The following is a 19,063-nucleotide window of genomic DNA, read 5'->3' on the forward strand; positions in this document are numbered from 1 at the left end:
TTTCCGCTAGCCGCCGCCGAGCCTGGCTTCGAGCGCGGCGATCCGCGCCTTCAGAGCCTCGTTCTCCTCGCGCGCGAGCCGCGCCATGTCCTTGACCGCGTCGAACTCCTCGCGCTTGACGAGATCGAGATCGTTGAGGATGCGCTCGGCCTGATGCCGCACCACCGTGTCGATCTCGCGCTTGACGCCCTGGGCGGCACCGGCGGCGTCGTTCATCAGCCGCGCGACTTCATCGAAAAAGCGGTTGTTGGTCTGGGTCATCTTCATCTCCGATGGCGGCCACGGCCGGTTCTGGAGAACACAATGGGGATCGCGGCGCGCCCGCGCAAGCCGTCTCGCGGCACTTTAATGTCATCGTTCCATGAACAGGCCGTGGTCTGCTTGACTTTGCCCCACGACAGCGGCCATGACCGCATGACGTGATGACCGTCCACCGGGATTGAACGCCGATGCCGTCCACCATCCTCCTTGCCGCGACGCTCATCCCGCTGCTGCTCCAGTTTCCGGCATTCGATCCGATCGCGATCAGGCTCGGGCCTCTGGCGATCCGCTGGTACGCGCTGGCCTATATCGGCGGCATCGTCATCGGCTGGCTCTACGCCCGCAGCATCATCCGTACCGAGAAATTGTGGGGCGGCCGCGCGCCGATGACCACGCTCGATTTCGACGATTTCATCCTGTGGGTGACGCTCGGCATCATTCTCGGCGGACGCACCGGCTACGTGCTGTTCTACAATCTCGATTTCTTCATCGCGCACCCGGCGCAGATTCTTGAATTGTGGAATGGCGGCATGTCGTTCCATGGCGGGTTCCTCGGCTGCGTCGTCGCGGTGCTGGCGTTCGGCTACCGCCGCAAGATCCCGGTACTGTCGCTAGGCGACGTCACCTGCGCGGTCGGCCCGATCGGGCTGCTGCTCGGGCGGCTGGCGAATTTCATCAACGGCGAATTGTGGGGCCGCCCGGCCGATCCCACCCTGCCATGGGCAATGGTATTTCCGACCGGCGGCCCGGTGCCGCGCCATCCGAGCCAGCTCTACGAAGCGAGCCTCGAAGGCGTGCTGCTGTTCATCGTGCTCGCGGTCGCTATCCGCTGCGGCGCGCTGAAGCGGCCCGGGCTCATCATCGGCATTTTCGCAACCTGTTATGGGCTTGCACGCATCACCGGCGAATTTTTCCGTGAACCGGACCCTCAACTCGGATTTCTGTGGGGCGGTTTGACGATGGGAATGATATTGTCGGTCCCCATGATCGTGGCGGGGCTGGCATTCATCGGCGTGGCGCTGCGGCGCGGCGCGCGCAACAACGAGGCATCGTGATCGATACCGAATACACGCCGTTCGAGCTTTATCTGCGCCAGTTGATCGCGACCGCGGGGCCGATGCCGGTTTCGCGCTACATGCAGCTTTGCATGACGCATCCGGAATACGGCTATTACGTCAACCGCGATCCGCTCGGCCGTGGCGGCGACTTCACCACCGCACCGGAAATTTCCCAGATGTTCGGCGAACTGATCGGCCTGTGGGCGGCCTCGGTCTGGAACGCGATGGGCATGCCCGAGCGCATCCAGTTGATCGAACTCGGTCCCGGGCGCGGCACCATGATGGCGGACGCGCTGCGCGCGATCCGGATTCTGCCCGCGTTTTTCGACGCCATCGACGTGCATCTCGTCGAGGTCAGTCCATCGCTGCGCGCGATCCAGCGCGACACGCTCGCCGACATCAAGCCGTTTCAGTGGCATCATCTGCTCGGCGACGTGCCGGAAGGACCTGCGATCATTCTCGCCAACGAATATTTCGACGTGCTGCCGATCCATCAGATGGTGAAGAAGGACACCGGCTGGCACGAGCGCATGGTGGGCGTCGATGACGATGTTTTCATCTTCACCACCGCGCCCGAGCCGACGCCTCGTTTCGAGGTTTCGGTGCCGCCGCATGTGCGCAACGCGCCGAACGGCACGATCTTCGAGTGGCGCGAGACCAACGAGATCATGGCGCTCGCGCGCCGCATCCGCGAATTCGGCGGCGCCGCGCTCCTGATCGACTACGGTCATATCCGCTCTGATGCGGGCGACACCTTCCAGGCTGTCGCCAAACACAAATACACCGATCCCTTGCGCGCACCCGGCACCGCCGATCTCACCGCGCATGTCGATTTCCAGGCGCTGGCCGATGCCGCGCAATCGATGGGCGTGCTTGCGCACGGCCCCGTCGAGCAGGGCACGTTCCTCGGCCATCTCGGCATCGAGACGCGCGCACAAACGCTCATCAAGCATTCCGCCTCGCAAAGCGCGGGCGATATCGCCAGCGCACTGAAACGGCTGGTCGAGAGCGGCCCGAAGGCGATGGGTTCGCTGTTCAAGGTGCTCGGCCTGTCGCACCCCTCCATTCCGGCGCTCGCGGCGCTGTCCGATACGCCTTCATGATCGTCACATCGTCCTTGCTGTCGGAACTGCCGGGGCTGCGCCACGCCTTCTTCACCCGCGAGGGCGGCGTGTCGAAAGGAATTTACGGGAGCCTGAACGGCGGACTCGGCTCGAAGGACGATCCGACCCGCGTGCATGAGAACCGCCGGCGCATGGCGCAGGCGCTCGATGTCGAGCCGTCGCATTTCCTCACCGTCTATCAGGTGCATTCGCCGGATGTCGCGATCGTCACCGCGCCATGGCCGAACGATGAGCGGCCGCATGCCGACGCGCTGGTGACGCGCACGCCGGGGCTCGCCATCGGCATCACCACCGCGGATTGCGGACCGGTGCTATTCGCCGATCCCAAGGCGCGGGTGATCGGCGCCGCGCATGCCGGATGGAAGGGCGCGCTCAGTGGCGTGGTCGAGGCGACGCTCAAAGCCATGGAAACGCTCGGCGCACGCAGGCAAGACATCCGCGCGGCGATCGGCCCGCTCATTCGCCAGCCAAGCTACGAAGTGGGCGCGGAGTTCGTCGAACGCTTCAGCGTGACCGATGCCGACAACGCACGCTACTTCATCCCCTCGTCCCGGCCCGATCACGCGATGTTCGATCTCGCAGGTTTCATCCGCACACGGCTCGCGCGCGCCGGGATCGAGGCCCTCGACGACGTCGGCATCGACACCTATGCCGATCCGCGTTTTTTCAGCTACCGCCGGACCACGCATCGCGCCGAGCCCGATTACGGGCGAAATATCCACGCGCTGGTGCTGGATTAACCACGCTTCGACGGCCCTCCCTCTGCCCTAGACGTTAATGCATTTTAACGATATCGGTTTGGCCTACGGCGCGGCAGACGCCGGCAGGGAAGCGATTTGTGACCCCTTCAATCCTGACGATGGCAGCGAGCATGCTGGGCCGGGCGAAAATGCCTCGCCAGAAAAAGGCTTTCGGCTGGCTGGCGCTTGGCGCCCTGGCGCTGCTGACCGCAGGCTGCACGGCGGAAGGACCCGGCCCGACAGCTTCCTCGCAGGGATTCGGCCCGACCGTCGCCTTCGAATCCGTCGATGGACCGCCGCCGCAGGTGTTCCAGCGCCTCGTGAAGGTGCTCGAGACCGAGGGGACCACCCGCCATATTTCCGTGGTGTCCCGCGATGCCAACCCGACCTACCGGGTGCGCAGCTATTACGCGGCCCAGGTCAAGCGCGGCACCCATAACGCCTCCATCGCATGGGTCTGGGATGTCTATGCCGGCGACCAGAGCCGCGCCGCCCGCCTCAGCGGCACCGAGCCCGCAGGCACCGCCGGAGCCGATGCCTGGGATGCCGCCAGCGATCAGGTTCTGCGCAGGATCTCTCAGGCCGGCCTCAGCGGGCTGACCAATCTGGTCAATGGCGGCGCTGCGCCGGTCCAATCGGCCCCGCCGGTTCCCGAGACTGCCGGTCCCGCCGTGGCGGGCCTGCCGGCCGCCGGGACGCCGGAAACTGGCGCTCCCGCCCAGGCATTGGCCTTCAGCGGCCAATAGATTCCGGGATTCAGCGGAAAAAAACACACGTCTTATTGCCAGCGGCGGTATGCGCTTGTTATCACCCCGGCAACTGAAAGAGCCGGGTAAACAGGGGCCTGCCGATATGCTGACGAGCGTGGGAACGAAGACGCGGGACAAGACCTCCGCGTCGGCGAAAAACGGTTCGATCAAGCTCGTCACCGGCAATTCCAACCCGGCGCTGGCTCAGGCCATATCCAGCTATCTCGACCTGCCGATGACAAAGGCCGTGGTCCGGCGCTTTGCTGACATGGAAATCTTTGTCGAGATTCAGGAAAACGTCCGTGGCTCGGACGTGTTCGTGGTGCAGTCCACGTCCTACCCGGCCAACGACCACCTGATGGAACTGCTCATCATCATCGACGCGCTGCGCCGCGCCTCCGCGCGCCGCATCACCGCAGTGATCCCGTATTTCGGCTATGCCCGGCAGGACCGGAAAGTCGGCTCGCGCTCGCCGATCTCCGCAAAACTCGTCGCCAACCTGATTACCCATGCCGGGGCCGACCGCGTGATGACGCTCGATCTGCACGCCGGACAGATCCAGGGCTTCTTCGATATCCCGACCGATAATCTCTACGCCTCGCCGGTGATGGTGAAGGACATCCGCGACCGCTTCCAGCTTGAGAACGTGATGGTGGTGTCGCCTGACGTCGGCGGCGTGGTCCGCGCGCGCGGTCTCGCCAAGCGGATCAACGCGCCGCTCTCGATCATCGACAAGCGCCGCGAGCGCGCCGGCGAATCCGAGGTGATGAACGTGATCGGCGACGTCTCCGGCTATACCTGCGTGCTGGTGGACGACATCGTGGACTCCGGCGGCACGCTGGTGAACGCGGCCGACGCGCTGCTCGCCAACGGCGCCAAGGACGTTTACGCCTACATCACCCACGGCGTTCTCTCGGGCGGCGCCGTGGCCCGCATCACCGCCTCGAAGCTCAAGGAACTGGTCATCACCGACTCCATCGAGCCGACAGAAGCCGTACGCAACGCGCCGAACATCCGCTCGCTTCCGATCGCCACACTGATCGGCGAGGCGATCGACCGCACCGCTTCCGAAGAGTCGGTGTCGAGCCTGTTCGACTGAACGGCCGCCCCTCGCAGCCCCTCCCTTTTCTGCCAATCCGGTTTGCGCGGCCTTCGCCGTGCGCCGCATCGATTCATCCGGACGGCCCCCGGCGGGACTCGCATGACGCGAAATCTTCGCGCCGGAGTCGCAATCGCCGGTTTGATTCCGGTTTGTTCTCTTTTCGCCTGTTGATGACTTCATTTTTTTCCCGAATGCCTGTGGAACGAGTCTGCGTTCGATTGCGCCCGAGTCGCAAATCACCGATCAATTCTCGTGCACCTTCGGACGGCCTGAACGACCAAGCCGGTTCGGATTTGTGGCGACGATGATCGTCAAACCGTTTTGCATCTCGTTCCGCGTGCACCCATCAACAGGATGAAGCCGGCATGTCCCTCTTGGACATCTCTCTCGATTCAGCATCCAGCCCGCTCGCGGTCGTCGAGGAAATCGCGGCCAGCAACGATCTTGCCTTCGAGCGCTCCGGCGAGGACGAAGTCACGATCGTCTACAAGGGCCGCTTCACCGACTATCAGATCTCCTTCACCTGGATGCCGGAGATCGAGGCCCTGCACGTCGCCTGCGCCTTCGACATGAAGATTCCGGTCGCACGCCGCGCCGAGGTGCAGCGCCTGATCGCAGCCGCCAACGAGCAGATGTGGGTCGGCCATTTCGATCTCTGGTCGCAGTCGGGCGTGGTGATGCACCGGCAGTCGCTGCTGTTGCCGGGCAACATGAGCGCCTCGAACGCACAATGCGAGACGATGTTCGAAACCGCCGTGATGGCCTGCGAGCGTTACTTCCCCGCCTTCCAGTTTGTGGTCTGGAGCGGCAAGACCGCAGTCGAGGCGATGTCGGCGGCGATGTTCGACACCATGGGCGAGGCGTAAGGGGCTTTGCCGTCATGCCCGGGCTTGACCCGGGCATCCATCGCAAGACAATTTGCCAGGCGATGATTGCTGCGGCCACGCCCGCAGCAAGTCCTGAAAGGCGGCTTTGATGACCACATCCTCCAATGCACCCGCAAACCTGAACGGCTCCATCGTGCTTGCGGGCGCGGGCAAGATGGGCGGCGCGATGTTGTCGGGCTGGCTTGCGCAGGGCGTGGCCGCCGACAGGCTCGCGGTGATCGATCCCGCGCCTTCGGATGACATCACGTCGCTGACCGCGAAGGGCCTGCGCATCAATCCAGCTCAGCCCGGTGACGTCGCCGTGCTGGTGATGGCCGTGAAACCGCAGATGTTCGCGGACGCGGCACCTCAACTGCGTACGCTCGTGAAGCCGGCCACGCTGGTGATTTCGATCATGGCGGGCATGCCGATCGCCAAGCTCTCGCAGGCCTGCGGCGGCAAGGTGGTGCGGGCGATGCCGAACACCCCGGCCGCGATCGGACGCGGGATCACCGTCGCGGTTGCCGAAGCAGGCGTCGGCCAACAGCAACGCGATATCGCCGATGCGCTGCTGCGCGCCACCGGCAGCGTCGAATGGATCGACGACGAGGCGCTGATGGACGCCGTCACCGCCGTGTCGGGTTCGGGACCGGCCTATGTCTTCCTGCTCGCCGAAGAGCTTGCCCGCGCCGGCATCGCGGCAGGCCTGTCGCCGGAATTGGCCACGCGGCTTGCACGCGAGACGGTGGCGGGCTCGGGCGAGTTGCTGCACCGCTCGGAATTGAGCAGCGAGACGCTGCGCAAGAACGTCACTTCGCCCGGCGGCACCACCGCAGCCGCGCTCGAGGTGCTGATGGGTCCGGGCGGCTTTCAGCCGCTGCTGACGCGCGCCGTGGCCGCCGCAACAAAACGATCGCGGGAACTGGCGAAGTAACTCTTACACCGGCACGCGCACCGCTGCGCGCAGGCCGCCGAGCGGGCTGTCGCCCAACGTGATGTCGCCGCCATGGGCGCGGGCGATATCGCGGGCGATGGCAAGGCCGAGGCCGGTGCCGCCCTCGTCCTGATTGCGCGCATCGTCGAGCCGCAGGAACGGCTTGAACACTTCCTCGCGCAGATGCAGCGGAATGCCGGGGCCGTCATCATCCACCGTCACCGTCAGCCAGCGGTCGTCGCGATAGCCTGTGATCGAGATCGTATCGGCGTGGCGCGCCGCATTCGAGACGAGGTTGGCGAGACAGCGCTTGAACGAGGCCGGGCGCACCGTGACCATCGGATCGCCATCGAAAGTCACGGTCGCCGGATGGCCGTGCCGTTCCGCGTCGCCGCGCAATTCCTCCAGCGCCTGCGCCATGTCGGTCGGCGTCGCCTGCTCGCCGCTGTCACCGCGCGCGAAGGCGAGATAATCCTCCAGCATGCCGCTCATCTCGTCGACGTCCTTGCGCATGCCATCGGCTTCCGTACCGTCGCCGAGCAATGCCAGTTCGAGCTTGAAGCGGGTCAGGATGGTGCGCAGGTCGTGGCTGACGCCCGCGAGCATGGTGGTGCGCTGTTCGATGCTGCGCTCGACGCGCTCCTTCATCTCCATGAAAGCCTGCGCCGCTCGCCGCACCTCACGCGCGCCACGCGGCCGGAAGTTCGGTGCGTCGCGCCCTTTGCCGAAGTTCTCGGCGGCGTCGGCCAGATGCAGGATCGGCCTGATCTGGTTGCGCAGGAACAGCACCGCGACAATCAGAAGAATCGACGACGTGCCGAGCATCCAGAAGATGAAGATCTGCGAGTTCGAGGCATAGGCCGCGCTGCGCTGCGCGTAGACGCGCATCACCGCATCGTCGAGCTTGATGCGAATTTCCACGAGGCTGGATCGTCCCACCGTATCGATCCAGAACGGACGGCCGATCTGTCTGCTCAGTTGCAGCGACAGCGCCTGATCGAGCAGCGAGAAGAACGGCTTCGGGCCCGGCGGCGGCATGTCGTTGGGCGGCAGGAAATCCACCACGAGACCGAGCCGCGTCTGCGCGATGCGCTTGAACTGCACGCGGTCCTTGTCCTGCGGATAGGTCTTGTAGACATCGATCAGCGCGGAGATATCCTGCACCACCGCCGCCGACAGGCGCCGCGTCACCGTGTTCCAGTGCCGCTCCATGAACACGAACGCAACGACGGATTGCAGGATCACCATCGGCACGATGATGATGAGCAGCGCGCGCGCATAAAGTCCCTTCGGCATCAGTTCCTTGAGGCCGCGCGCGAACCATTCGTTCAGCGTCGAAAGTCCCCGCAGCAGGGGATGCAGCACTGACTTTACGGATTCGAGAATATTCATATGCGGACGACTGGGATCATGGCGAAGCCACCAAACGGTAGCCGACACCACGCACCGCTTGCAGGAACAAGGGATTGGCGGGATCGCGTTCGATCTTGCGGCGCAGGCGGTTGATCTGGACGTCCACCGCGCGCTCGTTGCCGTTGGCGCCATTGCCGGTCAGCGCGCCGCGCGGCACGGTTTCGCCCGGCGAGGTCGCGAGGATGCGCAGCATTTCGCGCTCACGGTCGGTGAGATGGACGACTTCCTCGCCGTTGCGCAGTTCGCCGCGCTCCAGATGATAGACGTAAGGCCCGAACGCAACCGACTCCACCGCCTCCACCGCGGCCGGCGCCACCCGCTTGAGGATGTTGGCGATGCGCAACAGCAGTTCTCGCGGCTCGAACGGCTTTGCGACATAATCGTCGGCGCCGATCTGCAAGCCTTCGATCCGGCTTTCCGCTTCATGCCGCGCGGTCAGCATGATGATCGGCACCTGCGAGGTTTCGCGCAAGCTCCGTGCGAATTCGAAACCGGTCTCGCCCGGCATCATCACGTCGAGGATCAGGAGATCGAAATCCAGCCCGGTCAGTTTGGCGCGCGCGGCGGCGGCGCTTTTCGCCGTGGTGACGCGATAGCCTTCATTGCCGAGGAAGCGCGACAAGAGATCGCGGATGCGGCGGTCGTCATCCACCAGCAGCAGATGCGGCGCCTCGTCGTTGATCGGCTTCAGCCTTTTTGCACCGGCCGCCGTCTCGCTCACGATCTCGTCCTCATGTCCGGGCTGGCGCCCTTGAGTATGACCTCAAGCACCTTGTCGGGATCGTCATGGTCGATGAGGCCGAGCAGGAACTTGCGGACACTGATAGCGCCCTCCGGGCCGAGCTGCGCCAGCGCACGGTCGATGCGCATGGTCTGAAGGCTTGCCAGTTTCACCACCAGCGCTTCGCCCTTGGCCGTGGCGAAAAGAAGACGCTGCCGACGATCGCTGTCGCCGGCCCGCTGGATGATGTAGCCCTCGTCGAGAAGCTGCTTCAGCACCCGCCCGAGCGATTGCTTGGTGATGCGCAGAACCTCCAGCAGGTCTGCGACCTTCAGTCCCGGATAGCGCTGGACGAAATGCATCACGCGATGATGCGCGCGGCCGAAGCCGAATTCCTCCAGCACATGGTCGGCATCGCCGACGAAATCGCGATAGGCGAAGAACAGCAGTTCGACGATGTCCCAGCGCACCTCGGGCGGCAGGGATCGGCTGCCCGAAAGCTCGGTTCTGAGGGTTTTCAAATTTATGTCAGCCATATTGACATATTTTGGTTTTACATTACAAAGCTGGTGCCTTTCACGAAACTTTCGGAAAAATCCGGGTGTTCCGCGAAAGTCTCGGGAAATGACACGGCGGCAGGCCAATCTAGCGATTGATTGTCCGGCTGCCCGGCGCGAAACATACTGGACTTCACGGATTTCGCGAAATTGTAACGGCATCCGTGCTGGCCATCCGGAACGATCCGACCGGCGACATTGGGAGACAAAATCATGGGCGTGTCCTTCGACAAAATCGATGGCGCGGTCTTGCTGGAATTCGACAAGCAACTCGCAGCGAATCCCACGCCCGCAAACGACCGCATGGCAAAACTCGCCGATCCCGGGTTTGGCCGCATTTTCACCGATCACATGGCTGTCGTCCGCTACAACCACACGAAGGGCTGGCACGGCGCACGCATCGAATCCCGCGCGAGCTTCGCCCTGGACCCCGCGACGGCCGTCCTGCACTACGCCCAGGAGATTTTCGAGGGCCTCAAGGCCTACCGGCGCGCCGATGGCGGCGTGAACCTGTTCCGCCCCGACGCCAATGCGCGGCGTTTCTGGAATTCGGCGGAACGCATGGCGATGGCGCCGCTGCCGGAGCACGTGTTCATCGACGCCGTCGAGCATCTGGTGCGCACCGACCGCGACTGGATTCCGGGCGGCGAAGGCAGCCTCTATCTGCGGCCTTTCATGATCGCCAACGAGATCTTCCTCGGCGTCAAGCCGTCCGCTGAATACATCTTCGCCGTGATCGCATCGCCGGTCGGCTCCTACTTCAAGGGCGGGCCTGCCCCCGTCTCGATCTGGATCTCGGAGAATTACACGCGCGCGGCTGTCGGCGGCACCGGCGCGGTCAAGTGCGGCGGCAATTATGCCGCCAGCCTGCGCGCGCAAGCCGAAGCCATCGAGCATGGCTGCGATCAGGTGGTGTTCCTCGATGCGGTCCAGCGCCGCTATATCGAAGAACTCGGCGGCATGAACATCTTCTTCGTGTTCGACGACGGCTCGCTGCTGACGCCGCCACTCGGCACCATCCTGCCGGGCATCACGCGCGACTCGATTATCACGCTCGCACGGGAAGCCGGGACGCTCGTGCGCGAGGAGCCCTACACCATCGACCAGTGGCGCGCCGATGCCGCCAGCGGGAAGCTGAAAGAAGCCTTCGCCTGCGGCACGGCGGCGGTGATCTCGCCGATCGGCAAGGTGCATTCGACGAGCGGCGATTTCGCGATCAATGGCGGCACGGCCGGTCCGGTCGCGATGGGCCTGCGCAAGCAACTGGTGGATATTCAGTACGGCCGCACGGCGGATGCGCACAACTGGATCAGGAAAGTCTTCTGATCCGCTTCCCTGACGGATTTGAATAACGCCGCAGCCTACGCTGCGGCGTTTTCGTTTCCCGGCACCAGTCCCAATCGGGCGCGGCGCATCCAGCGGCCGATCATCGCGCAGGCGACCACCGCAAGGCCCGAGGCGAGGCCAATCCAGATTCCGGTGCCACCGAAGCCGAATCTGAACGCGAACAGCAGGCCGAGCGACATGCCGATGCCCCAATAGCCGATAGCGGCGTAGATCATCGGCACCCTTGTATCCTGTAGGCCGCGCAGCATTCCCGCGCCGACCACCTGCGCGCCGTCGGCGATCTGGAAGATCGCCGCCCACATCAGGAACGATGCCGCAAGGCTGATGACCGCGGCATTAGCCGGATCGTTGAGGTCGACAAAGGCCGCGATCAGCAGGCGCGGCTCGGCAAGCATCAGAGCGCTCATCGCCGCCATGAAGGCGATGGCCAGCGCGAAGGCGGTCCAGCCCGCGCGGGTGATTCCGTCCGCATCGCGCGCGCCATAGGCCAAACCGACACGCACCGTCGCCGCCTGTCCCACGCCCATCGGCACCATGAACGTGGTGGATGCGATCTGGATCGCGATGGCATGGGCGGCGATGGCATCGGTGCCGAACTGCCCCATCAGGAACACGGCCGCGTTGAACACCGTGATCTCGAACATCACGGTCGCGCCGATCGGCAGCCCGATCCGCCACAGCGTCCGCAATCGCGGCCAGTCCGGCCGCCACCAATGGCCGAACAGGCGATAGCGGCGAAAACGCGCCGCGCGCATCACCACGATCACCATGCCGACGAACAGAAACAGGTTCGACAGCGCCGTCGCCGTGCCCGCGCCGCTCAACCCCATCGCCGGAAAACCGAAATGGCCGAACACAAGCGCGTAGTTCGCGGCGATATTGAAGACAAACCCCAGACCGGTGACGAGCAGCGCCCACACCGGCCGCTCCAGTGCGGCGACGAACGAACGCAGCACGATGTAGCCGAGCGACGGCAACAATCCCCATTGCAGATGATGCATGAAGACGGCCGCTTCCGCCGCGAGCGCGGAATCGAGCCGGAACGCGATCAGGATCGCTTCCGCCTGCCACAACACAATCCAGCTCGGCACCGCGACGATCAAGGCGCTCCACAGCCCCTGGCGAAAAGTGCGGCGCACGTCGCGCACCATATGAAGTTTGCGGCCGATCGCGCTTGCCATCATCGGGGACGTCGCGGTCAGAAGGCCGATGCCGAACAGCAGCACGGCGAGATAGAGATTGACCCCGAGGGTGGCTGCGGCGAGCGGCTCCGGCCCGAGACGACCCACCACGATCACATCCGTCGTGGTCAGCGCGATCTGCACCAGATTGGTCAGGACCAGCGGCCAGCCGAGTTCGAGCATGGCGCGAAATTCATCGCGCCACAAACGTGGCTCGTCGCTTCCTTGTGCGTTGAAGAGCATGAAATCCGATCAGAGATGAGGTCGTGGCGGGCGACATATCGCAAGATCGTGGCAATTTAGCCAGCTTGTGCGGCCGTGAATCAGGTCAACCAGATCAGACCAGATCCTGCGCGCCGACCCAGAACACCTCGCCCTCGGATTCCTCCGTATCAAGCCAGAGCAGCGGCAGGCTCGGGAAAGCATCCTCCACCGCCTCGCGGCAGCGGCCGACTTCGCACAGAAGTCCGCCGTTCGGTGTGAGGTGGCGCGCGGCCTCCTTCACAATCCGCCTCACGATGGCGATGCCGTCCGTGCCGCCGTCGAAGGCGAGCTTCGGCTCATGCCTGCATTCCGGCGGCAGCGACGCCATGCCTTCCGCATCGACATAAGGCGGGTTGGAGATGATGAGGTCGTAGCGCTCGTTGCCGAGCGGCGCGAACAGATCGCCCTTGTGCAGCGCGATGCGATCCCCGAGACCGTAATCGGCGACGTTTGTCGCCGCCACCGCGAGCGCATCCTTCGAGAGATCGACCGCATCCAGCGTCGCATTGAAGAACGTCTGCGCCGCGAGAATGGCAAGACAGCCCGAGCCGGTGCAGAGATCGAGCACGCGCCCGACGCTGCCGGGATCGTCGATCAGCGGCATCTCGCTCTCGCCGCTGAAATGCGAATCCAGCAACTCGCCGATGAAGGAGCGCGGCACGATCACGCGCTCATCGACATAGAACGGCAGGCCGCGCATGTAGATTTTATTGACGAGATAGGCGACAGGCTTGCGCGTGCGCACGCGCTGTTCGATCAGATGCAGCAGTTTCGCGGCTTCCGCCTTGCTCACGCGCGCCTGCGCGAAAGTCTCGAACTGGTCGGGTGCCAGATGCAACGCTTCGCTGACGAGGAATGCCGCCTCGGATACCGGATCGGTGGTCCCATGCGCGAACACAAGTTCGGCCTCGTTGAAACGGCTCACCGCATAGCGCAGGAAATCCAGTAGCGTCAGCAACTCGCCGGGCTTCGCGAGTGGAGCAGCCTTGCGGCGCGGCGCAGGGCGCGCGATCTTCTTCGTCTTGCGCGCCATTACTTGTGCTCCCAGCGCGAGGCCGCCGCGTCGTCAGCGCTGTGCGCCTCGACCCAGACGCCTTTGGTTCCCGACAGGCGCTTTTCGGATTTCCAGAACGGCGCGTTGGTCTTGAGATAGTCCATCAGATACTCCGCCGCCTGAAATGCCGCCTCGCGATGCGATGACGCCGTCAGTACCAGCACGATGTTATCGCCCGGCGTGACGGTGCCGAAGCGATGGATCACGGTGACGCCCGACAACGGCCAGCGGCGGCGCGCTTCTTCGGCGTGGCGGCGGATTTCGGTTTCCGCCATGCCGGGATAATGCTCCAGCGTCATTTCCGAAATCGCCAGATCGTCATCGCCGCTGCGGCAGATGCCGATGAAACTCACCACCGCGCCGATGTCCGGGCGGTTCGCGATCAGCATTCTGGTTTCGAGCGCGACGTCGAAATCGTCATGCTGCACACGGACTGTGATCGGGATCGTCATGATCGTTTCTCTGATTTGCGCATGATCTTATCGGAAAACCGGTTTCCACTTTTCCGGATCATGAGCGCCTCAACCGCCGGTCATCGGCGGAAAGAACGCGATCTCGCGCGCGCCCGCGATCGCGGCGTCCGGTTTCACATGGGTATGATCGATGGCGGCGCGGATGATCGCGGGCTTCTCGAAAGCGCGAGCGTATTCCTCGCCGCGCTGCGTCAGCCAGCCGATCAGATCACCGACCGTCCGGATGGCGGCGGGCGGATCGATCGTCTCTTCCGCCTTGCCGATGCGCTCGCGCACCCATGCGAAATAAAGAACCTTCATCACTCATCCTCCACCAGATGATGGATGCCGGAACGGAAATAATCCCAGCCGGTATAGAGCGTGACGAGAGCCGATATCCACAACAGCGTGATTCCGATCGGGATGGTCGGCGGCAGGATCGCCTCGCCCGCCTCACCCGCGATCAGAAACCCGATAGCCACCAGTTGAACAGTGGTCTTCCACTTCGCAAGCTGCGTCACCGGGACGCGGACATGGAGCGCGGCGAGATATTCGCGCAACCCCGACACCAGAATTTCGCGGCACAGGATCACGATCGCCGCCCACAGCGACCAACCCTTGATGGTTTCATCCGCCGCCAGCATCAGAAGGCACGACGCCACCAGCAATTTATCGGCGATCGGATCGAGCATTCGCCCGAACGCGGATTGCTGATTCCACATCCGCGCGTAATAGCCATCGAAGAAATCGGTGACCGCGGCAATGATGAAGACCGCGAGCGCGACCCAGCGCAGCCACAAGGGTCCGTTGCCGATCGACTGGGCATACATGCAGGCGACCACGATCGGCACGGCCGCGATCCGCGAATAGGTCAGGATGTTCGGCAGCGCAAACGAGTGTTTGAGCGGCTTGCGGGTGGTCACACTGGACATGGGCACGATACCAATACTGTGCGGCTCCCAAGGTCAACAGCGAAGGCGATCATGGCGGTTATGTCCCCTGTCGGACTCGCCGGTCAGGACCGGGCGGGATGGAAGAAATCGTGGATTCGCCGCGCGCTCTCGGCGCTCACACCCGGAACCTTGCCGAGGTCGGCCAGCGAGGCGCGCTCGATTTCCTTCAGCGTGCCGAAATGATGCAGCAGCGCTCGCTTGCGCGCCGGGCCGATGCCGGGGATTTCCTGCAAGCCCGCCTCGCGGATGTCCTTCTTCCGCAGCTTGCGGTGCGATCCGATCACGAAACGGTGTGCCTCATCGCGCAGCCGCTGGATGAAATACAGCACCGGATCGCGCGGCTCCAGCTTGATGGCCGGACGGTCCGGCAGGAACAGCGTTTCGCGCCCGGCGTCGCGGTCCGGCCCCTTGGCGACCGACATCAGCGACACCCCGGCGACGCCGAGTTCATCGAAAATCTGGCGCACCGCGTTCAACTGGCCGAGGCCGCCGTCGATGATGACGAGGTCCGGCCATTGCGGAACGTCGTCGTCCTTGGCCTGCGCGCCCGCATCCGCCGACAATAGCCGCTTGAATCGGCGCTGCAACACCTCGCGCATCATGCCGTAATCGTCGCCCGGCGTCAGATTCTCGGAGTGGATGTTGAATTTGCGATACTGGTTTTTCATGAAGCCTTCCGGCCCCGCGACCACCATGGCGCCGACCGCGTTGGTGCCCTGAATGTGACTGTTGTCGTAGATCTCGATCCTGCGCGGCGGCTTTTGCAGTTGCAGCGCGCTCACGAGGCTGTCGAGCAGCCGCGTCTGCGTCGCGGTGTCGGCGAGCTTGCGGCCCAGCGCCTCGCGCGCATTGGTCAGCGCATGATTGACCAGTTCTTTCTTCTCGCCGCGCTGCGGCGTCAAAACCTCGACCTTGAATCCGGCCTTGACGGTGAGCGCGCTGGCCAGCAATTCCTCTTCCTCGATCCTGTGGGAGAGGAGCACCAGCTTCGGCGGCGGCTTGCCGTCGTAGAATTGCGACAGGAACGAGCCCAGCACTTCTTCAGCCGTCAGCGACTTGTCGGCGCGCGGGAAATAGGCGCGGTTGCCCCAGTTCTGTCCGGTGCGGAAGAAGAACACCTCGACGCAGCTATAGCCGCCCTCCTGATGGATGGCGAACACATCAGCCTCCTCCACCGTGCGCGGGTTGATGCCCTGCTGCGCCTGCACAGCCGACAGCGCGGCGAGACGGTCGCGATACAGCGCGGCACGTTCGAATTCGAGTTCGGCGGAGGCCGCCTCCATCTCCTTCGCCAATTGCCCCTTCACCGCGCGGCTGCGGCCGGAGAGGAAGTCGGTCGCCTCGCGCACAAGTCCGGTATAGGCGGGGAAGTCGATCTCGCCGGTGCATGGACCCGCGCAGCGCTTGATCTGGAACAACAGGCAAGGCCGGGTGCGGCCCTCGAAGAACGAATCCGTGCAGGAGCGGATCAGGAACGCACGCTGCAACGCCGTCAGCGTCCGGTTGACCGCGCCCACGGAGGCGAACGGTCCGAAATATCGGCCGGGCCGGGTCTGCGCGCCGCGATGCTTGACGAGTTGCGGCGCCCAGTGATCGCCGGTGATGAGAATATAGGGAAACGACTTGTCGTCGCGCAGCAGCACGTTGAAGCGTGGCCGCAACTGCTTGATGAGGTTCGCCTCCAGCAGCAGCGCCTCGGTCTCGGTCGCGGTCGAGACGATCTCGACATTCGCCGTCATCGCGATCATGCGCGCGATCCGCACCACATGGCCGGTGGGGCGGGCATAGGACGAAAGCCGTTTTTTGACGTTCTTGGCCTTGCCGACATACAGCACGTCACCGGCCTCGCTGAGCATGCGGTAGACGCCGGGCGAAATCGGCGCGAGCTTCACCGCCTGCTCGATCACGGCGCGGCCGACCCCGAGGCGGCTCTCGCCGCCCCATTCGGCTTCGTCTTCCACCGGCTCGGGAAGCGCGGAGTCGTCTTCCTCCGGATTGGTCACGGCAAGATCGCTGTCCTGCGGCGGGACATCGGAGGAACCCGCCGGCGCGCCGGCGGGTTGCGGCGAACCTGCCACCGGATCATCAACGCTCCGCCCTGGCGCGGCCATCGATCTTTCATGATCGTCGCTATTCATGGCCCCAAACTAGTGATCGCGAAGCCTGAGGGCCAGCGGCCGGTAAGATTCTCTTAACAACGATCCACCTCGAAAACCCCGCGTTAAGAAGTGTTTAACGTAAAACTCTCGATAAATTTTACGCAGAAAGGACGGGCTTTCGTAACCACGATGGCCCGTGACCGCCGCCCTGGAGGCACGGTCGAAAAGTCAGTTGCGTATGCGTCGGGAGTATTTGAGATGTTGAAGAAAGCCCTCGGAGTAGCGATCCTGGCCCTGAGCAGCACCGCGAGCGCCCAGGCCGCCGATCTCAGCTATCGCCGTCAGGCGCAGCCCTACACCGTCAACCAGCCGCTGAACGGCTATAGCTGGGCCGGCCCCTATCTCGGCGCTAACCTCGGCTACAATTTCGGCGACGTCTCCAACAGCGGGACCAGCCCTTCCGGTTTCAGCGGCGGTATCCAGGGTGGCTACAACTGGCAGTTCGGCACTCCCTGGGTGTTCGGCCTCGAGGCTGATCTTCAGGCCACCGGCGCGGACGACAGGTTCGCGGCCTGGAAATTCTCCAACCCCTGGTACGGCACCATTCGCGGCCGCGTCGGCTACGCCGTCAACCCGAACTTCATGGTCTACGGCACCGGCGGTCTGGCCTTCGGCCAGTTGAAGGGCACCATGCCGGGCCTCAGCGAAACCCACACCACCGCGGGCTGGACCGTGGGCGGCGGCGCCGAATTCGCGCTCACCAACAACTGGTCGCTCAAGGCCGAGTACATGTACGTCGATCTCGACAGCAGCAATTTCCTCATTACGGGGCTGCCGAACGGCTACAATTTCTCGACCGTGCGTGTCGGCGTGAACTATCACTTCTGATCGCAGCAGGCACAGCTTCGCGCTTTTCAATCCCGGGCCTTGCGCCCGGGATTTTTCATGGCGCGAAAGACTTAGGGCGAGACCACAAGGTCGACCGCCTTGGGACCCTTGCCCTTCTTGTCGGGCTCGACCTCGAAGGTGATGCGCTGCCCTTCGGTCAGGTTTTTCAGTCCCGCTTTCTCGACAGCGGTGATGTGAACAAAGACATCCCGCCCACCGTCATCGGGCTTGATGAACCCGTAGCCCCGCTCCGCATTGAAGAACTTCACGGTCCCCGTCATTGCCATTGGGAATGCCCTCCCCCGCATAGCTTTAACCGGCGTCCCCACGCCAGCCCCCGGCAATCAGCTAATCACTGCGGCGCAGACTTGACTATTGCTTATGTGGGGGCCTGCTCAAAAATGCCACGCCCTCCAGCCCTCAGGGACGAACCGCCTCGATGCGATAGCGGCCGGCCCCGCCGAGGCCGAGCGGCTTCTCCAGTTCGGGCAGGATGGTCTTGAGTTCGGAGGCGAGCGTCCAGGGCGGATTGACGATCAAAAGCCCGGTCGAGACTAGCCCGCTGTCGGCCGTCTGCGGCGCGACGCTGAATTCGACGCGCAGGCAGTTCTCGCCGTCGCCCTTGCGCGCAGCGGCGACGGAGGCAATCTCCCGCGCGAGCCGGTCCGGGCCGCGCCGGTCCTTGGCGGGATACCAGAGCATGTAGATCCCGGTCGGCCATTTCGCATGGGCCGCGGCGAATTTCTCCGCGAGGCGGGAGAACTCGTCCTTGTCCTCGAACGGCGGATCGATCAGCACCAGCCCGCGCCGCTCGTTCGGCGGCACGTAGGCGGTGAGCGCGGTCCAGCCGTCGAGATCGACCACGCGGGCCTGCGGATCGCGCGAAAGATTGCGGATCAACTCCTTGCGGGCGGCGTCCTGAATCTCGCACGCCACCAGCCGGTCCTGCGGCCGCAGCAGCGCCCGCGCGATCAGGGGCGAGCCGGGATAGGCGACAAGCTCACGCGGCGGATTGAAGGCGCGGACGATATCGAGATAGGGCGCGACCAGTGCCCGCGCCTCGTCCGAAAACCGCGCCTGCAAAATCCGCGCGACGCCGAACCGCCACTCGCCGCTGCGCTGGGCCTCGTCGCCGGTGAGGTCGTAACGGCCCGCGCCCGCATGAGTGTCGATGACGCGAAACGCCGCCTGCTTCTGGTGCAGATAGGTCAGGATTCGCGTCAGCACGATGTGCTTGATGACATCCGCGAAATTGCCGGCGTGGAAGGCGTGGCGATAATTCATCGGCGCGGCTTACGAC

22 protein-coding genes are annotated in these 19,063 nt (G+C 64.2%); 9 read left to right on the forward strand and 13 right to left on the reverse strand.

The genetic code is table 11. The features are described 5' to 3' along the window. Positions 1-6 precede the first annotated feature (6 nt). Positions 7-261, reverse strand: coding sequence for an accessory factor UbiK family protein (locus AFIC_RS13675; RefSeq protein WP_275246774.1), 255 nt, complete (start codon positions 259-261; stop codon positions 7-9). A gap of 221 nt (positions 262-482) precedes the next feature. Between AFIC_RS13675 and lgt the strand changes: the two genes are divergently transcribed. From lgt to proC, 7 genes are all read left to right on the forward strand, one after another. Further along, positions 483-1,316 (forward strand): prolipoprotein diacylglyceryl transferase, encoded by an 834-nt coding sequence (gene lgt, locus AFIC_RS13680; protein WP_420833395.1) that lies wholly within the window; start codon positions 483-485, stop codon positions 1,314-1,316. 62 nt (positions 1,317-1,378) lie between these two features. After that, positions 1,379-2,422 carry a class I SAM-dependent methyltransferase gene (locus tag AFIC_RS13685; protein ID WP_420833396.1) on the forward strand — a complete coding sequence of 348 codons (1,044 nt, stop codon included), beginning with the start codon at positions 1,379-1,381 and terminating at the stop codon, positions 2,420-2,422. Further along, a complete protein-coding gene (pgeF, locus tag AFIC_RS13690; protein ID WP_275246777.1) occupies positions 2,419-3,183 on the forward strand; it encodes a peptidoglycan editing factor PgeF in 765 nt (254 codons plus the stop codon). The genes AFIC_RS13685 and pgeF overlap by 4 nt, the downstream gene beginning before the upstream one ends. Before the next feature lie 119 nt (positions 3,184-3,302). Continuing rightward, positions 3,303-3,929 carry a hypothetical protein gene (locus tag AFIC_RS13695; RefSeq protein WP_420833397.1) on the forward strand — a complete coding sequence of 209 codons (627 nt, stop codon included), beginning with the start codon at positions 3,303-3,305 and terminating at the stop codon, positions 3,927-3,929. A gap of 106 nt (positions 3,930-4,035) precedes the next feature. Further along, a complete protein-coding gene (locus tag AFIC_RS13700; protein ID WP_275246778.1) occupies positions 4,036-5,031 on the forward strand; it encodes a ribose-phosphate pyrophosphokinase in 996 nt (331 codons plus the stop codon). A gap of 368 nt (positions 5,032-5,399) precedes the next feature. After that, positions 5,400-5,900, forward strand: coding sequence for a type III secretion system chaperone family protein (locus AFIC_RS13705; protein WP_275246779.1), 501 nt, complete (start codon positions 5,400-5,402; stop codon positions 5,898-5,900). A 109-nt stretch (positions 5,901-6,009) separates the two neighbouring features. After that, positions 6,010-6,834 (forward strand): pyrroline-5-carboxylate reductase, encoded by an 825-nt coding sequence (gene proC, locus AFIC_RS13710; protein WP_275246780.1) that lies wholly within the window; start codon positions 6,010-6,012, stop codon positions 6,832-6,834. Positions 6,835-6,837: 3 nt separating this feature from the next. On the opposite strand, the gene AFIC_RS13715 is transcribed toward proC, so the two are convergent. The 4 genes from AFIC_RS13715 to AFIC_RS13730 are packed head-to-tail and all read right to left on the reverse strand — an operon-like array spanning position 6,838 to position 9,740. Further along, entirely contained in the window at positions 6,838-8,226 is a 1,389-nt protein-coding gene (locus AFIC_RS13715; protein WP_275246781.1) for an ATP-binding protein, read from the reverse strand. A gap of 16 nt (positions 8,227-8,242) precedes the next feature. After that, a complete protein-coding gene (locus AFIC_RS13720; protein ID WP_275246782.1) occupies positions 8,243-8,968 on the reverse strand; it encodes a response regulator in 726 nt (241 codons plus the stop codon). Beyond that, the gene (locus AFIC_RS13725; protein ID WP_275246783.1) at positions 8,965-9,504 is read right to left on the reverse strand and encodes a MarR family winged helix-turn-helix transcriptional regulator; all 540 of its coding nucleotides are present in this window, start codon (positions 9,502-9,504) and stop codon (positions 8,965-8,967) included. Before AFIC_RS13725 ends, AFIC_RS13720 begins: the two co-directional genes overlap by 4 nt. 17 nt (positions 9,505-9,521) lie before the next feature. Then, positions 9,522-9,740, reverse strand: coding sequence for a hypothetical protein (locus AFIC_RS13730; RefSeq protein WP_275246784.1), 219 nt, complete (start codon positions 9,738-9,740; stop codon positions 9,522-9,524). Here AFIC_RS13730 and AFIC_RS13735 point away from each other — a divergent pair. After that, positions 9,739-10,851 (forward strand): branched-chain amino acid aminotransferase, encoded by a 1,113-nt coding sequence (locus AFIC_RS13735; protein WP_275246785.1) that lies wholly within the window; start codon positions 9,739-9,741, stop codon positions 10,849-10,851. The two genes, AFIC_RS13730 and AFIC_RS13735, sit on opposite strands and share 2 nt — an antisense overlap. A 35-nt stretch (positions 10,852-10,886) precedes the next feature. Here the strand turns inward: AFIC_RS13735 and AFIC_RS13740 are convergent, their stop codons facing one another. The 6 genes from AFIC_RS13740 to uvrC all read right to left on the reverse strand — a co-directional run bounded on the left by AFIC_RS13740 (position 10,887) and on the right by uvrC (position 16,914). Further along, positions 10,887-12,296, reverse strand: a complete 1,410-nt coding sequence (locus tag AFIC_RS13740; RefSeq protein ID WP_275246786.1) for an MATE family efflux transporter — start codon at positions 12,294-12,296, stop codon at positions 10,887-10,889. Between the two features lie 94 nt (positions 12,297-12,390). Next, the gene (gene prmB / locus AFIC_RS13745) at positions 12,391-13,350 is read right to left on the reverse strand and encodes a 50S ribosomal protein L3 N(5)-glutamine methyltransferase (protein WP_275246787.1); all 960 of its coding nucleotides are present in this window, start codon (positions 13,348-13,350) and stop codon (positions 12,391-12,393) included. Then, positions 13,350-13,823 (reverse strand): molybdenum cofactor biosynthesis protein MoaE, encoded by a 474-nt coding sequence (locus AFIC_RS13750; RefSeq protein ID WP_275246788.1) that lies wholly within the window; start codon positions 13,821-13,823, stop codon positions 13,350-13,352. Before AFIC_RS13750 ends, prmB begins: the two co-directional genes overlap by 1 nt. A gap of 69 nt (positions 13,824-13,892) precedes the next feature. Further along, positions 13,893-14,144 carry a molybdopterin converting factor subunit 1 gene (gene moaD, locus AFIC_RS13755; RefSeq protein ID WP_009339908.1) on the reverse strand — a complete coding sequence of 84 codons (252 nt, stop codon included), beginning with the start codon at positions 14,142-14,144 and terminating at the stop codon, positions 13,893-13,895. Beyond that, positions 14,144-14,755, reverse strand: coding sequence for a CDP-diacylglycerol--glycerol-3-phosphate 3-phosphatidyltransferase (pgsA, locus tag AFIC_RS13760; protein ID WP_275246789.1), 612 nt, complete (start codon positions 14,753-14,755; stop codon positions 14,144-14,146). Before pgsA ends, moaD begins: the two co-directional genes overlap by 1 nt. A gap of 83 nt (positions 14,756-14,838) precedes the next feature. Beyond that, positions 14,839-16,914 carry an excinuclease ABC subunit UvrC gene (gene uvrC, locus AFIC_RS13765; RefSeq protein WP_275246790.1) on the reverse strand — a complete coding sequence of 692 codons (2,076 nt, stop codon included), beginning with the start codon at positions 16,912-16,914 and terminating at the stop codon, positions 14,839-14,841. Positions 16,915-17,133: 219 nt separating this feature from the next. Here uvrC and AFIC_RS13770 point away from each other — a divergent pair, with 219 nt between their 5' ends. Then, complete coding sequence (locus tag AFIC_RS13770) at positions 17,134-17,763, forward strand: outer membrane protein (RefSeq protein ID WP_275246791.1); 630 nt, start codon at positions 17,134-17,136, stop codon at positions 17,761-17,763. Positions 17,764-17,834: 71 nt separating this feature from the next. Here AFIC_RS13770 and AFIC_RS13775 read toward each other — a convergent pair whose 3' ends face one another. Both AFIC_RS13775 and AFIC_RS13780 read right to left on the reverse strand, forming a co-directional pair. Beyond that, positions 17,835-18,050, reverse strand: coding sequence for a cold-shock protein (locus AFIC_RS13775; protein ID WP_275246792.1), 216 nt, complete (start codon positions 18,048-18,050; stop codon positions 17,835-17,837). A 133-nt stretch (positions 18,051-18,183) separates the two neighbouring features. After that, entirely contained in the window at positions 18,184-19,047 is an 864-nt protein-coding gene (locus AFIC_RS13780) for a 23S rRNA (adenine(2030)-N(6))-methyltransferase RlmJ (protein WP_275246793.1), read from the reverse strand. Between the last annotated feature and the right edge of the window lie 16 nt (positions 19,048-19,063).

This window comes from [Pseudomonas] carboxydohydrogena, assembly GCF_029030725.1.
GTDB lineage: Bacteria > Pseudomonadota > Alphaproteobacteria > Rhizobiales > Xanthobacteraceae > Afipia > Afipia carboxydohydrogena.